At 44.5% G+C, this 15,390-nt stretch carries 15 protein-coding genes; 13 read left to right on the forward strand and 2 right to left on the reverse strand.

Translation table 11 applies throughout. The features are described from left to right. Position 1: 1 nt before the first annotated feature. The 11 genes from ACKTT9_RS11790 (at position 2) to ACKTT9_RS11840 (ending at position 11,570) form a co-directional block, all read left to right on the forward strand. Positions 2–1,198 carry an MFS transporter gene (locus ACKTT9_RS11790; protein ID WP_407871704.1) on the forward strand — a complete coding sequence of 399 codons (1,197 nt, stop codon included), beginning with the start codon at positions 2–4 and terminating at the stop codon, positions 1,196–1,198. A 231-nt stretch (positions 1,199–1,429) separates the two neighbouring features. Further along, positions 1,430–2,107, forward strand: a complete 678-nt coding sequence (locus ACKTT9_RS11795) for a response regulator transcription factor (RefSeq protein WP_407871705.1) — start codon at positions 1,430–1,432, stop codon at positions 2,105–2,107. Then, on the forward strand, positions 2,104–3,480 hold the full coding sequence (locus tag ACKTT9_RS11800; protein WP_407871706.1) for a sensor histidine kinase: 1,377 nt from the start codon (positions 2,104–2,106) through the stop codon (positions 3,478–3,480). The genes ACKTT9_RS11795 and ACKTT9_RS11800 overlap by 4 nt, the downstream gene beginning before the upstream one ends. 63 nt (positions 3,481–3,543) lie before the next feature. Next, positions 3,544–4,662 (forward strand): ABC transporter permease, encoded by a 1,119-nt coding sequence (locus ACKTT9_RS11805; protein ID WP_407871707.1) that lies wholly within the window; start codon positions 3,544–3,546, stop codon positions 4,660–4,662. Then, entirely contained in the window at positions 4,659–5,336 is a 678-nt protein-coding gene (locus tag ACKTT9_RS11810; RefSeq protein WP_407871708.1) for an ABC transporter ATP-binding protein, read from the forward strand. Before ACKTT9_RS11805 ends, ACKTT9_RS11810 begins: the two co-directional genes overlap by 4 nt. A 102-nt stretch (positions 5,337–5,438) precedes the next feature. Then, positions 5,439–6,659, forward strand: coding sequence for an MFS transporter (locus tag ACKTT9_RS11815; RefSeq protein ID WP_157324998.1), 1,221 nt, complete (start codon positions 5,439–5,441; stop codon positions 6,657–6,659). A gap of 113 nt (positions 6,660–6,772) precedes the next feature. Continuing rightward, positions 6,773–7,348: a LysE family translocator gene (locus ACKTT9_RS11820; protein WP_407871709.1), complete on the forward strand. Its 576-nt coding sequence runs from the start codon at positions 6,773–6,775 to the stop codon at positions 7,346–7,348. A gap of 25 nt (positions 7,349–7,373) precedes the next feature. Then, positions 7,374–8,150 carry an AraC family ligand binding domain-containing protein gene (locus ACKTT9_RS11825; RefSeq protein ID WP_407871710.1) on the forward strand — a complete coding sequence of 259 codons (777 nt, stop codon included), beginning with the start codon at positions 7,374–7,376 and terminating at the stop codon, positions 8,148–8,150. Positions 8,151–8,391: 241 nt separating this feature from the next. Then, entirely contained in the window at positions 8,392–9,744 is a 1,353-nt protein-coding gene (locus tag ACKTT9_RS11830; RefSeq protein ID WP_407871711.1) for an ABC transporter substrate-binding protein, read from the forward strand. Positions 9,745–9,845: 101 nt separating this feature from the next. Next, the gene (locus ACKTT9_RS11835; RefSeq protein WP_407871712.1) at positions 9,846–10,727 is read left to right on the forward strand and encodes a carbohydrate ABC transporter permease; all 882 of its coding nucleotides are present in this window, start codon (positions 9,846–9,848) and stop codon (positions 10,725–10,727) included. A 15-nt stretch (positions 10,728–10,742) separates the two neighbouring features. Beyond that, the gene (locus ACKTT9_RS11840) at positions 10,743–11,570 is read left to right on the forward strand and encodes a carbohydrate ABC transporter permease (protein WP_407871713.1); all 828 of its coding nucleotides are present in this window, start codon (positions 10,743–10,745) and stop codon (positions 11,568–11,570) included. 52 nt (positions 11,571–11,622) lie between these two features. Here the strand turns inward: ACKTT9_RS11840 and ACKTT9_RS11845 are convergent, their stop codons facing one another. Both ACKTT9_RS11845 and ACKTT9_RS11850 read right to left on the reverse strand, forming a co-directional pair. Next, positions 11,623–12,462 (reverse strand): helix-turn-helix transcriptional regulator, encoded by an 840-nt coding sequence (locus ACKTT9_RS11845; RefSeq protein ID WP_407871714.1) that lies wholly within the window; start codon positions 12,460–12,462, stop codon positions 11,623–11,625. 36 nt (positions 12,463–12,498) lie between these two features. Continuing rightward, positions 12,499–13,257: a phytanoyl-CoA dioxygenase family protein gene (locus ACKTT9_RS11850; protein WP_157324984.1), complete on the reverse strand. Its 759-nt coding sequence runs from the start codon at positions 13,255–13,257 to the stop codon at positions 12,499–12,501. Positions 13,258–13,548: 291 nt separating this feature from the next. On the opposite strand from ACKTT9_RS11850, the gene ACKTT9_RS11855 reads away from it, so the two are divergent. After that, positions 13,549–14,712 (forward strand): DUF4317 domain-containing protein, encoded by a 1,164-nt coding sequence (locus tag ACKTT9_RS11855; RefSeq protein WP_407871715.1) that lies wholly within the window; start codon positions 13,549–13,551, stop codon positions 14,710–14,712. A gap of 133 nt (positions 14,713–14,845) precedes the next feature. Beyond that, positions 14,846–15,358: a GNAT family N-acetyltransferase gene (locus ACKTT9_RS11860; RefSeq protein ID WP_407873017.1), complete on the forward strand. Its 513-nt coding sequence runs from the start codon at positions 14,846–14,848 to the stop codon at positions 15,356–15,358. Positions 15,359–15,390: the final 32 nt, after the last annotated feature.

A 15,390-nucleotide genomic window follows, 5' to 3' on the forward strand; every position in this document is an offset into this window, starting at 1 on the left:
CATGGAACGCTATTGGAAACGCAATCTTTACATGTTATGGTTAGGCCTATTTTTTAATCACATAGCCTATACCCTTTCAGTTCCGTTTTTTCCTATCTTTTTGCAAGAAGATTTAGGTATTCAGAGAGGTTTAGAAGTTTGGTCGGGCGTTTCCATTTCGATCAGTTTTCTGATTAGTGGTTTGTGTGCGCCATTTTGGGGCGGGCTCGCCGATACATATGGCAAGAAACCCATGCTTATTCGTTCAGGAATAGGCCTGGCTTTGGCACACTTCGCGAACTACTTCGTTCATGATCCTTATAGTTTCATGATAGTTAGGATCTTTCAAGGACTTATGGCGGGTTTTAGTCCTGCTTCAATTGCGTTGGTCGGCACGAATACACCAGAGAAACATGTCGGTTACGCACTAGGCGTCATATCGACGTCAACTGCTGCTGGAGGAATTCTGGGGCCGCTGGCGGGAGGTGTTCTTAGTCACTGGTTGGGATTGCGGGCGTGCTTCATCGTATCTGGTCTTATCACATTAGTTTCCGCTTTCATTGTTCTGATAGGTGTTAAAGAGGTTCATGAACGGCGTACGGGGAATCGTCCAAGCGTCATCGGCGATCTTAAACAAGCTGCTGGCAACACACGATTGATGCAGATATTTGGGCTAACCTTATTAGTCTCAACTTCCGTTATGATTCTAGAGCCACTGTTAACGATATATGTGATTCAAATCGGCGGCAGTATAAACAACGCTACGCTTAGCTCGGGTGTTGTCTTTTCAGCAGTGGGCATTGCCATCGTCATCATGGGTCCCCGATGGGGTATAATCGGAGGACGTATCGGTTATGACAAAATCCTATTCATAGGGCTAATCGGCGGAGGTATTGGAAATCTACTCCAGCTCGGCGTTCATCATCTTGTCGGCTTTGGTATACTGCGTTTCAGTTATGGGCTGTTTTTTGCTGCCGTTTATCCCGCATTGAATTCACTTGTGGTCAAATATAGTGAGGATGATTTTCGTGGTAGGGCCATCAGTCTAAATCAATCGTCGAATCAGTTCGGCATCGTCGCTGGTCCTTTGCTTGGCGGTGTACTTGGAGGATGGATAGGGATACATTTCGTATTCCTTGTTACTGGTCTTAGCTTGATAGGAGCTGCTTTGACGATGAAGGTGCTTGAAGCTAAGCGTGTTAAACAGCTCCAATGCTAATAGAAACAAAGAGAAGTCTGCTTCTTTAATGGTTCTTTGATTTCCACCATATAAAAGAAGTCTGCTGGAGACAAATTCTTGAGAATATATTTCTTGAGATTTTGTCTCTTTTTTTGTTTTGTATGTTTAGCCGGCTTGAGATTAAATGAAGTCGCCTCATCCGTGATACAATATGGAGTGGTTGGATTTTAATTAGTTGAGACTAAATACAGGTTGTAGGAGGAAATCATAGTGAGGAACCTGCTCATTGCAGACGATGATGCGAATATTCGAGAACTGCTTCGATATGTGCTCACGAGAGAAGGATATGGGATTTACGAGGCTCAGGATGGCATGATAGCGATCGAGCTGATGAAGCAAACACCCATTGATTTAGCGATAGTTGATGTTATGATGCCGAGAATGGATGGGCTCGAACTATGTGACTATATTCGACGAAATTACGATATCCCCATTATTATGCTTACTGCTCGGGATCAATTGCAAGACAAAGAAAAGGGGTATACCCAGGGAACAGACGATTATCTGACCAAACCATTCGAGCCGGAAGAGCTGGTATTCAGGGTTAAAGCCTTATTCCGACGATATCATCGAGCTTCAAGTGACACCATTCGATTAAATCGAATTACGATTGATCGGAGAAATATTGAGGTTACGGACGGTCAGACTGTACTTCTGCTGCCGATGAAGGAATTCGAGTTGCTTTCACAGCTTGCTGAGTATCCAGGCCGATTATTCTCGCGCGATGAACTCATTCAACTTGTATGGGGAATGGATTACGAAGGTGATGATCGAACGGTGGATGTGCATATTAAACGGCTTCGAGAACGATTTGCAGATTACACGGATGATTTCGCCATTAGGACGGTTCGCGGGATCGGTTACAAAATTGAGGTGGGCAAGCCGTGAAGTCGCTATACTCTCGGGTCTTCCTTATTACGCTAATGGTCATCATTGTAAGCAGTATCATCGGTTTTCTAGGATCCAATATGTACTATCATGTCAAACTTAAGCCCTACAACGACGAGAAGTTAATTGGCATTGCGGAGCAGATGAAGCAGTATGCGGAGAAACAACCTGATGACATCCATGAATATCTGCAAAACGCCGCGGCACTTGGGTATCAAATCTATTGGACAGATGGCCAAGGGACCAATCGCTACTATGGACGTGATTTCCGAGAACAGGATATGGATGATCACGCGAAAGAATCGGTCCTCAGCGGCAACTTGTATCACGGTGTCGCTGAGTTCCCGAACAAGCCTTTTATCTCTGGCTTTTTTGATAATCGGTTGAGTAATACAGTAGGGGTCCCCGTTCATGGGAGAGACAAGACTTATGCCCTCTTCATACGCCCGGATGTACTCCTTCAATTTGGTGAATTGCGCATATTTTTCGCACAAATCATTTTGTTCACCATTGTCATTAGCATCGTGCTTTTCTTAATCAGTACAACCTATTTAGTGAAACCGATCACACGACTGTCCGATGCGACGAAACGAATTGCTCAGGGAAGCTATAAGATAAAACTCCCGATCCATCGCCGCGATGAAATCGGGCAATTAGCTGAGCATTTTATGACCATGAGCCATGAATTGGACAGAGTCGATCAAGCACGGCAACAATTCGTAGCCAACGTCTCCCATGAGATTCAATCACCGCTAACGTCCATTCAAGGCTTCGCCTCCGTACTCGCAGATCGTGAGCTTCCTCAGGAGGAAAGAAAGCATTATGCATCTATTATCGAGAAAGAGAGCCGCCACTTATCGATGTTAAGCAAGCAACTTCTTTTGCTATCGTCGCTTGAGCAGGGACAAGAATCAGTGAACAAGACATCTTTCTCGCTGCGAGGGCAGATTCGCCAAGCTGTTCAAGTCCTGCAATGGCAGATTGAAGAGAAGGAGCTGCTGTTAAAGCTTTCTGTACCTGAAACGATCAACCTTTACGGCGATGAAGTGCTGCTTATGCAAGTTTGGATGAATTTGATTGGCAATGCCGTTAACCACATCCCAACGGGAAGAAGTATTGATATACAAGCGGAACGGACAAATTCTTTTTGCAAAATACAGATTCAGGATACAGGCGACGGTATTGCGACAGAGCATCTGCCGTTTTTGTTCGACCGCTTCTATCGGGTAGATCGTGCACGCGAGCGTTCCTCCGGTGGGACAGGTCTTGGGCTTTCCATTGTAAAGAAAATTGTTCAAGTTCATGAAGGTAGTATAGAAGTAGCCAGTTCGTCGGAAGGAACCACCTTCACGGTAACGCTGCCTCAGATGTAATCTGTTATTCATTTGCCGTTCATTTTCGCTTCCTATACTTGAGTCATTACGAAGGAGGGAAGCATGATGTATCTTGCTATTCGAGAAATGAGGTTTGCTAAGGCTAGGTATTCATTAATCGCCACCATTATGGTGCTTGTAGCATTTCTTGTTATGTTTGTTACCGGGCTTGCGCAGGGTCTGGCGTATGATAATGCCGCATCGGTTAAAAACATGAACGCAACACATTTTGTAATGGAACAGGACGCCAACCATCGATTTACCCGATCGAAGATAGATAAGAACCAGATCGAACAAGCCGGCCTTGTCGTAGGACAAGAGAATGCCGAACCGCTTGGCGTGAAAATGACAACGGTTATGCAAGCTGGAGGAACGGAGAAGATCGATGTTACGATACTGGCTGTTAATCCGGATGGTTGGCTGGTACCCCAAACCGTAGAAGGTTCGCCGATGACCGAACTGACAGCAGGACATGTTCTTGTTGACAGGAAATTGTCGGATTCCGGCGTCAAAATAGGCACAGAGCTGGTCGATCAAGCTTCTGGGACAAAATGGACCGTCAGTGGCTTTGTAAAAAACGAGTCATTTAGTCACACACCTGCTGTCTTTCTAAATAAACAAGATTGGCAAAATCTTCAGATGTCGTCCAGTCGAGGATCTAACTCTTCGGAGGAGCCATACAATGCGATTGCGATAAAGACCTCGAATGAAAAAGTTGATCAGCTCCAAAGCGTGCTGCCTCATACCGAAGTGATAAAAAAGTCTGAGGCTGTGTCAGCTATTCCTGGATACAAAGAAGAGCAAGGCTCGTTGATGATGATGATTGTATTCTTGTTTGTTATATCTGCTTTTGTATTAGCCGTATTCTTTTATGTCATTACGATTCAGAAAACAAGCCAATTCGGTATTTTGAAAGCCGTAGGTGCACATACGGCCTACTTAGCAAAAAGTGTGGCGCTACAGGTTCTAGTCTTATCCATTGGCAGTTTAGTTATTAGTATTCTCTTCATTCAATTGTTTAAGGCTGTAATACCGAGTTCTATGCCATTTCAATTAGGTTTCTCTACATTGGCGATTACTAGTCTATCTTTTATGGCCATGTCTCTTGTCGGCTCGTTAATTTCGGTGTGGAAAATTGTGAAAATTGACGCTTTGGACGCGATTGGGAGGACTGCAGCATGACTAACAGACTCGTATTACAGGCGATTACCCGTACTTTTCAGGATGGCGGCAATGAAAGAATGATTTTGGATAAGCTTGATTTAGAGGTAGCCGAAGGCGAACTCGTTGCGGTGATGGGGCCATCAGGCTCAGGCAAAAGCACGTTTCTGTCCATCGCAGGAGCGCTTCTTGAACCAACGAGCGGACAGGTACTGATTGACGGAGAAGCCATTCAGGGTAAGGACATGCAAGAACTGTCCGATCTACGGCTTCAAAAAATTGGCTTTATTTTTCAAAGTGCCAATTTAATCCCTTACCTAAAAGTCGAGGAACAACTGATCCTGATCTCCAAGCTTGCCGGGACGGAGAGGGCGCGGGCAGGTCAAAGAGCCAAAGCTTTGCTTGATAAAATGGGGCTCTCGCATCGTCGAAACGCCTATCCTGAGAAGCTTTCAGGTGGGGAACGTCAACGGGTAGCTATAGCCAGGGCCTTTATGAATGACCCCGCCGTCCTGTTCGCAGATGAACCAACAGCGAGCTTGGACGCTTCACGCGGACTCGATGTCGTGCGTATGATTGCCAAGCAAGTCAAAGAGCAGCGAAAGAGTGCCGTTATGGTTACGCATGATGACAGAGTGCTGCCGCTTTGTGACCGAGTGCTTTGGCTTGAGAACGGTAAACTAATCACGAAGTAAAAAAGTCATTACAAGATTTTATCATCTAAAAAAAACGTTCTATTAAGACTCCCTTGACTTTAATGGTAAGATAGAGACAAATGAAGAAAAGGGAGTGCTTTTTTGGCTGATAATTCCTGGAAAAGAAATCTTTTCGTGCTATGGGTAGGGACTTTCCTCGTCAGTATGGCCTATACGGTATCCATACCGTTTATGTCTATATTTCTGCAAAATGATCTCGGTGTACAAAGCCATTTGGAACTATGGACGGGTGTCGTATTTGCCATTACATTTTTGGCTGCTGCTTTAATCGCTCCATTCTGGGGCTCCATGGCCGATAAATATGGCCGGAAACCGATGATGCTTCGCGCCGGAATTTGCTTGTCCATTGCGTATTTTTTATACTTCATCGTACAAAATCCATACGAGCTTATCCTCGTCAGAATTATCGAAGGCTTGCTCGCGGGTTATATTCCCTCAGCCATAGCGATGGTGGCAACGAATACGCCGGAGAAACATGTCGGCTATGCGCTAGGCATCATCTCTACCTCCGGTGCAGCCGCTTCCGTCATAGGACCGCTGGTGGGAGGAAGTGTAAGTTACCTGATCGGCACGCGTGAAACCTTTTTGCTGGCAGGTGTGATGGTGCTGATTGCCTTCGTCATCGCATGGGTTTGGGTGAAGGAGCCTTCCTTTGTTAAATCCGAAGCGAAGCGATCCTCGGTGCTTAATGATCTTAAAGAAGCGATTGCGAATCGGACGCTCGTATACGCGTTGTTCATTGTCTTTATTACTTCGACATCCATCATGATTTTGGAACCTTTACTAACGATCTATGTGCTGAAGCTTGGCTCCAGTCAGTCGTCCGCGTCGCTTCATGCGGGTATCATTTTCTCCGCGGTAGGAGTTGCAACATTGATTGCGGCGCCTCGTTGGGGCAAGCTCGGAAGCAAGCTGGGTTACGAAAAGGTGCTGTTCATCGGGCTTATCGGCGGAGGCATCGGGAATTTTTTGCAAATATTGTTCCACGATTTAATCGGATTCGGATCGCTGCGGTTTGTTTACGGGCTCTTTTTCGCTGCTGTATTTCCAGCGCTTAATGCATTTATCGCTACGCATACGGAACCAAGCTTCCGCAGCCGCGCGTTCAGCCTTAATCAATCGGCCAATCAAATGGGCCTGCTGTTGGGGCCGCTAATTGGGGGCTTTCTGGCAACCCAACTATCAATTCCCGTCGTGTTCGCCATCAACGGCAGTTTGTTGCTGCTGGTCGCTGTGCTGCTTAAGCTGCCGAAGTTTTCTTTCCAGTCTAGTGTTTCCGCAGCTAAGGAGATATCGAAATAGGAGCTTTACCACACAGTTCCATGGCGCATGACGCCCAATCTCTGCAATAATATACTATAGCGACCATAATCTAAGATGTAATATATGAGAAAAGCCGGTAAAAGGAGGTTCTCATGAATATTACATCTTTTGTTATTTACTGTATGATTGCTACGTTTACGCCTGGACCTACGAATATCGTGATTTTGTCCACCGTCCATCATCATGGGGCGAAAAAGGCGATGAAATATACGTATGGAGCAACGGTTGGCTTTGGCGTTTTACTGATCATTTCCGCTTTTTTAAATTCGATGCTCATGGCGTTTTTACCGAAAATCATCCTGATTCTGCAGATCATTGGAAGTGCTTATATGCTCTATCTTTCCTATCTGATTTGTAAAATGGATACAGCTAGCCCGGCAGTAAACCAAGCGGCGACCTTTCGGTCAGGCTTTCTGATGCAGTTTATGAATCCGAAAGTCGTGTTATTTGCACTAACGGTAATTCCAGCGTTTATTATACCTAGCTATAGCTCACGTACGATGATGTCAGTAAGCATTATGCTTATCATAGGAATTGGATTTTTAGCCTTTCTCACATGGGTGCTTTTCGGTGCGATTTTCAAGGCATTTTTACATAAATACAACAAAATTGTTAATGTCTTATTGGCGTTATCGTTGGCTTATGCTGCCGTCATGATTTGGTTGTAAGCAAGCTTACCAAGAGGTGAATGAAATGAACCAATTTGTGTATAAAAAGTCGGCTGATATTAAAGCATTATCGGCAAGTATGACGGATTTTAAGTATAAAAAGCATGCTCACCAGGAGTATGCCATCGGGGTGACGTTACGAGGGATTCAAGAATATCATTTGGACGGAAGTCTGCAATTATCGCATCAGAATGGCGTTATGCTCTTTAATCCGGAACAGACGCATGATGGCATGGCCCATGACCGGACAGGTTTGGATTATGTCATGTTATATTTTGAGCCCCAATTGCTTTTGGAGGCTACAGAGAAAAAGGAGATCTTGCGATTTTCAGCTCCGATTGTCTACGATGTTCAGCTAAAACAACGCGTTTTAAGTCTCTCACAGGCCATTTTGAGTGAGAAAGATGAGGCTTTGTGCAGCGAATTATTCGTAAATCTCGCAGAGAGCCTGGTTCAAACGAACTTTTCAACAAACGTCAAGAAAGATAACCTGTTGATTCGTAAAGCAAGGGAAATGCTGCATGCCAATCTGGAACATGTGCTTAAACTTGACGAAATCTCGAGTGAGCTTCAATTATCAAAGTTTCAATTTATTCGTTTATTCAAGGCGCATATGGGCATATCGCCTTACCAATACTTCTTGAACGCCAAAATCGAACGGGCGAAATGTATCATCGAGAAAAATAAGGATATTTATTCGGCCGTAGCTGCCTGCGGATTTGTTGATTTAACCCATTTAAACAAACATTTCAAAAGTGTCTACGGGACAACAGCCTTTGAATATATATCACATCTGCATTGAAAAAAATATCCAATGAGAATGAAGCCCCAGCCGGAATGAACGCAAGTTATTGCGCCCATTCCGGCTGGGGGCTTATCTCCTGTTGGAATGCGGATGCCGGCAGAGCTGCCGTCGTCAACCAGATATCAATCTCGGACACAATTTAATGGATGTTCGTGAATTTCCAACTGTAAACGCATACATTATGATTTGAATTATAGACAGTCCTACTAAATTTTCAAGAATTGGAAAGGGTGTGTAGATGATGAGGAAAAAGTGGTCATCGACTGCTGCAGCAATTTCGTTAACAATCGCGTTAACTGCTTGTACACCTAATGTCGGAGAGTCTACATCTGGCGAAAATAAAAATGCAGAGCAAACAAATGCAGGCGGAAAAAAGCTGACATTATGGGTGTTTGCAGAGCCTCATAAACGGTTTTTTGAGGCTGTGAAGGAAGACTTTAAGAAAAAACAGCCGGATGTTACGGTTGAGATTAATTTAATGGAAAGCACAGCGCTTGTCGACAAATACTCCGTTATTTCCAAATCTGGAGGAGAGGGCGCACCTGATCTGATCGACATTGAACAAGGACAGTTTCCTAAATTTATTCGCGGTGATATCCCATTCGTGCCTTTAAATGACTATTTGAAAAAAGACAATCTAACCGAAGTGATGTCTAAAGGTCGGCAAGCGTTGTACACCATTAACGACAAGCAGTATGGGATCGAACATGCCGCAACGGCTTCTGCTCTTTATTATCGTAAGGATTTGTTTGATAAAGCAGGAATCTCTGTAGCCGAGCTCAAAACGTGGGATCAATTTACGGAACAAGCTAAAAAATTAGTTGGTGATAAACATTTTATATTTCCCGGAAACTCTACGACGAAAACCGGAGGGGACCAAACCTATTTCGAATTGTTCATTAAGCAAGAGGGTGGAGATATTGTAACGAAAGATGGCCAACCCGGATTTAATACCCCGGAAGGCCAAACCGCTTTGAAGCGGATGTACGCATGGAAAAAAGACGGCATCATGGATAAAAACTATTATGACGGCCCGGCCTATTGGGATCAATTTAAGAAAGGGAATTACATAGCAGCTTTCGGTCCCGATTGGTGGGTTAATCTGCTTGCGGATAACGCACCGGAATTAGAGGGGAAATGGGCGGCTGTTCCCATGCCTTTAGGCGGCCCGAAATCAGTCCCGACTACCGTATGGGGCGGAACAGGCTTGATGATTTCAAAGTTTTCCAAGAATAAAGATTTAGCCTGGGAATTTATGAAGCTTGCGCAGTTAACACCGGAAAACTCCGTCAAGCGCTTCCAAATTGTGAACCTGTTCCCTGCGCTTCTGACTTCCGTCAAGGAGGCGGGCTTGCATGAGCAAAGCAAGTATACAAAGTATTTCGGCGGTCAGGATCTGGGAGATCTGTATGGGAAGCTTGTAGCTGTAGCGCCAAACCAAAACCAGGCTTGGTGGCGGACCTTATTCACCGATGCTTGGGATAAGTATAGATTTGAATTGGAAGGTGGCAAATTGACTCCTGAGCAGTTTCTTCAAAAGGTTGATGATGAATTAAAGCAGTCGATTAAGAAAAATGAAACTGCCGGTTAAATGGCGGGCAGTTTGAATGACAAGGGAGATGAGGGGCAACCTGCACCTCCTTTCTTCTTGTTACATAAGGTTTGGACATTGGTTTTTAGGAGGTTTGAACGTTGCCTATCAAACAGTCAAAGTGGTTTAAACTTGCACCATATCTGTTCATTAGTCCTTTTTTTATTCACTTTGCCGTGTTTAGCCTTTATCCGACTCTATACGGGTTCTGGCTCAGCTTATACCAAGGTGTCAGCAAGCTGACCTACGCAGGATTCAAAAATTACTTGCTTGTTATGAATGATGATGTTTTTTGGAAATCGATGTGGAACGGGCTGAAAGCGACAGGGGGCAGTGTCTTTATCATCTTGCCGATTGCGCTAATGGTTGCTTTGCTAATTAACCAGCCTTTCATAGAAAAGAAGAAGGGGTGGTTTGCAACCTTCTTTTTTACACCTAATATTACATCGGCTGTTGCGGTAGCCATCATTTTCGGGTTCATCTTCAACAGATCATTTGGCATTTTAAATACAGTGCTTGCTTTCGTCGGTATGGATCCGATCGGTTGGTTGGAGAATCCGAGGTGGACGCTTCCCTCATTAATCATTTTATTAACGTGGCGATATTTGGGTATTAATATCCTTTATTTTATGGCAGGACTTCAAAACATCCCTAAGGAGCTTACCGAGGCGGCCAAAATAGATGGGGCAAACGCGATCCAAAGGTTGTGGTTTGTGACTTTACCGTTGCTGAGGCCTATCATGACGTTTATCGTCTTTCAGGCCATTATCGGCTCATTTACCATGTTTGCCGAGCCGTTTGTGCTTGCCGGACCCGGACAGTCAGGACCTGAGCAATCGCTGCTATTCCCGACGATGTACATCTACCAGCAAGCCTTCCGGTTACAAAACTTCGGGTATTCATCCGCTGTGGGTTATGTGTTTACTGTCATTCTACTAATCGTAGGAATTATTCAAATCCGGTTGTTTCAGGAGAAGAAGTAAAGGGGGAATGCCACAATGACAGCAAACCGAATTCATCGTATAGCTGTATATGCTGCTTTAGTCGTATTGAGCTTATTATTCAGTCTCCCTTTTTTATATATGGTAGGCGTATCATTTAAAACGTACGATGACATCGTAGCATCTCCGTTGAATCCGATCCCGCTGCATCCAACGCTGGACAACTTTATCTTGCTGTTCGAGAAGATACCGTTTTGGACCCAATTTTTCAACGGAGTTTTTATTGCCGTATCGGTTTCTGTGCTTTCTATGATCGGTAATGCCTTGGTTGCATATGGCTTTTCACGGTATGATTTTAAAGGAAAAAATGTGCTGTTTACCGTTGTGATTGCAACTATTCTGATTCCATCGCAGATGACGCTCGTTCCGAGTTTCATTATGTTCAAACAGTGGGGATGGTTGGATACGTTTTCTCCTTTAATATTTCCAGGAGCGATATCGGCCATTAACATATTCTTGATACGCCAAGTGATGACGGCCATTCCCAAAGAACTGTATGAAAGCGCACGGGTGGATGGTTGTACGGAATGGCGAACTTTTATGAGCATCGCAGTTCCTTTGTCCATGAGCGCCATCGGAATTGTGGGCCTTCTCAACTTTATGAATTCGTGGAATGACTATTTAAGCCCGTTGATCTTTTTAACCTCTGAGCACAAAATGACCTTATCTGTAGGAATTTCAACGATGAATAATCCCTATAAAGAGGACTATGCTACGCCGATTACTGGAGCTTTTCTGATGGCGGTTCCGGTGTTAATTCTTCTAAGTGTGGTGGGGAGGAAGTATTTTATCAGCGGAGTTGCGTCAGGAGCTGTAAAAGGATAATCGACAAAGCCCGGAACTACGCTAGGAAGCGTGGCCGGGCTCTTCTTCTGAATCATCCGTTCGCTCCAGAGCGATAGGGCTTGTTATAGTGTTCCTTACGAATTTCACTAGGTGTCAGACCAGTATGCCGTTTGATGGTTCGTGCAAAATGATACGAGGTCTTAAAACCGGATTGTTCGGCAACTTCACCAATATTCAAGCCTGTACTGCGCAGCAATTCCAGCCCCTTTTTTACCCGATACTGCCATAAATATTGTATCGGTGTTACCCCTTCATCACGCTGGAACAGGCGAATCATATGCTCGGGCGTTTTTCCGGTAATCAGCGATAAATCCTTAAGGTTGAGCTCCTCCCCAAATCTTTCGTGGATCGTTTCCACAGCAAGGAGAACGGCCGGATGTTTCAGGTGATTCAATCCCAAATGCAAATACTCCGTCGCATACAACCACAAAGCAGAACGGCCTAGCGCTTTTACCACTTCGTCCTCCGTAGAACACCCATCGTTTTGCAAAGACATCAGCATATCTGTCAATTGATTCAGTCGCGTCGTCAAAGGGATGTAGAGCGGTAATGAATCGAAATAAGCCTCTGCGTCCGGTAATAGCGGGTCCACAGCCACAGCAATCCAACGGTGCCACGTGTCACGTTTCTCATTAAAATGAAACATCTCCTCATGTCCCGGTTTGAGCAGCGCAATGCTCTCTGGAGGGACAGAGAAGGGGACGCCGTCAATCTCTACGGTCATGGAGCCGCTATGGACCAGGACAAGCTGCAGATCCATCTGTATACGGGGACCATATTTCCCGCCGGGGCCATAGACAACGGTACCTGCATAGGTATTCGTCACAACAAAAGAAGGTGGAATGACTTCCACCTTGGATGCTATGTCCATTCGATTATTCCATCCTTTCGGACAGCTTTTCTTTCATTATACAAGAGAGATTTTCTTTTTTAAATCTTCTCTCTCAATCGTTGAGTCATGGCGGATGTAGTGGCATACATAGGAGCGGCGCCAGCGGTTGGAACGGTTTCGAGTAGAAGAGTGGATAAGGTTGCTGTCAAAAATTAAGATATCCCCTTTATCCAAAATAACTGGAATCTCCTTGCTTAAATCGATGCCTTCCACCTCATGGGTCCAAGCTTCGTGTTCCTGTAAATTTTTCACATCGCCGTGGGGCAGAACGCCGAGTTTCTGAGAGCCGGGGATGACGTACAGGCAGCCGTTTTCTTCATTGGTATATTCCATGGCAACCCATGCGGCGGTCAACGTGTTCGGATCATTCTTAATGTAGTAATAGTCTTGATGCGCTGCTTGCCCTGGTGAGCCGGGTTCTTTGTAAAAGTACATGCTTTGGACGCCAGCGGCTTCATCGCCCAGAACTTGGGCCAGTGCGCCGCGTACAACCGGCAGCTTCATCATCTGCAACGAAAAGCCATCATGCAGGTGAGGATTGAACAGGCGGAGGGAAAAGCGGTCCTTGTCATCCACCACGGCTCCGCCTTTTCTTGGTTTTGCCCATTCAGGCATAGATTCGGAAGAACGGATAGCATGAATATGCGAATTAAAAGCATCGATCAAATCATCGCTGCAGCCATTTTTAATAATAATAAAACCGTCTTCATGGTACTGCTTGATTTGCTCCGGTGTAAGTGGATTTACTCTCTCTGATTGAACTTGAATTGTCATAAAAAAATCCTCCTTTGTTCGTATAAAACTGATGTGCAATTCCTTTATATTTATAATAGTAGATGATTTTAAAAGGGAATAAAATGCACGCGAGTCAGATATTTTGTGTCTGAAATTGATATCTACTACAAAACCTTTTGGAGGTAAATTTTTAAAATGGTTGTGAAAATGATCATTATGAATTAACATACAGGAAGTGTTCATTCAAGCAATAGAGAAACACATGTTCGTTTCATATGTAGCGGAATTATCAAAGGAAGTAATGGTGGAAGCGGAGTTGACTGACAGATCATGATGAAAAAAGAAATTGCGCATATTCGCAAGTTATTTAAATTGGATCACGAGTTGCTAAATCTTTACGAAATTTTTAATGTGTATATTATGAAGGAAACGAATGAGATCTACCACTACGAGCGCCAGCCGTTCGCCTTATTGGACAGAGAGAAGCAGGAGCTCTACATGGCGAATTTCAAAAAACTGCTGACCGGGGAATTAGATCAGAAGATGTTCGAATTGAAATTTCAGGAAGAAGCGGAACAGCCTACAAAGGTGCTTCTCCATCAAGGTTTGATAACCGGTGATCCGCAAGAATGGCAGGATTTAATGCTTATATTGGTGGATAAAATGTTGGCGGATACCGTATACGAACAGGATACGGTGATTACTTTTGTCCGCGGTCAATATTCCCGCCCGACGAAGGCGAGGAACGATGAAGCCGAGCAGAGTGAAAAGGACGAAATGTTCGCGAATTTGTTCATTCTGTGCAGCATAAATTCCACGGAGCAGCAGCGGAAAACGCTCATGTTTGATTATGTCGAGAGGGAATTCAAGTATAATGTCTTCGTAGACCCAATTATCAAATTGAACACGCCAGAGCAAGGGTTTTTCTACCCTAGTGTGACGGACAACTATTCCGATGTGAATCGCATTCTGTATTGCTCGGGGAGAGCGCATGAACCGAATGTACCCTTCATCGAGCAGGTCCTGAATGCCGAGAAGACCGTGACGGCGCTGGAAGAAAGAGCTATTTTCGAGGATATCGTGAAGGAAGTAGCCGGCGAAGAACTGGATGCCTCTACGATCGCACAAGTATACGAGGAAATTCATCGTGTCATCGAGTCCAACGAGGAGGAAGAGCCTCCCAAGCTGGATTATCAAGATGTGGAACGTATGCTGATGGTGAGCGGTGTGGAGGACGTAACGAAGGAAAAGGTGGAACGGGCTTTTCAAAATGTCGTCGACGACAAAAACTATGAAATTAAAGCAAGCAGCGTCCTTCCGAAGTTCACGTCGAAATCCATTAAGATTGATACAAAAGTAGCTACAATTTCGGTCAGTCCGCAAGATTTAAAGTATGTGAGACAAGTGAACTATCAAGGGAAACGATGTATCTTGATCGAGGTTGACGAAGATGTCATTATCGAAGGATTTACGCTCAGTACGGAGACATTGTAAACAGGAAATAATAAAGTGGGGCCACGCGGATTTGCGGGCTCCTTTTTCTAATTAACAGGCATTTTTTAGTTTGAAGATGTGAATGTTATCATAGCAAGTGTGAAATGCAGTCTACATAAGGGAGAATATGATGATGCAAGACAGCCAATTTGATCAAATTTATGCGATTATGGAAGCTTCATTTCCTGAAATTGAACGCAGAACTTATGCAGGAGCAAAGGAACTGCTATCTGATCCTAACTATCGACTTATTACTGAAATCGAGAGCAACAAGATCATTGCTTTTTTAGCCGTATGGGAATTCCCTATGTTTCGGTTTGTGGAGCACATTGCTGTTGATCCTGGCGTAAGGGGAAGCGGCTTGGGTGGAAAATTAATGAAGGCATATATGGGGGAATCGTTAAAGCCCATTTTATTAGAGGTGGAACCCCCAGTTACGGACCTAGCGGAGCGGAGAGTTGGCTTCTATACACGGCTCGGTTTTCATCTGAATGATTTCGACTATATGCAGCCACCCCTTCAGATTGGGATGCCTGATTTAGCGCTCAAGATGATGAGTTACCCTCAAACGCTCACGGAAGCCACTTTTTCTGTTTTTAAAGATATTTTATATACAAAAGTGTACAAGGTTACTAAAACTTTTTGAACAAGCTCCCGTACGGTTCATTTTCCATTTAA

The organism is Paenibacillus sp. P36 (genome assembly GCF_045866505.1).
In the GTDB taxonomy this organism is placed as follows: domain Bacteria; phylum Bacillota; class Bacilli; order Paenibacillales; family NBRC-103111; genus Paenibacillus_E; species Paenibacillus_E chondroitinus.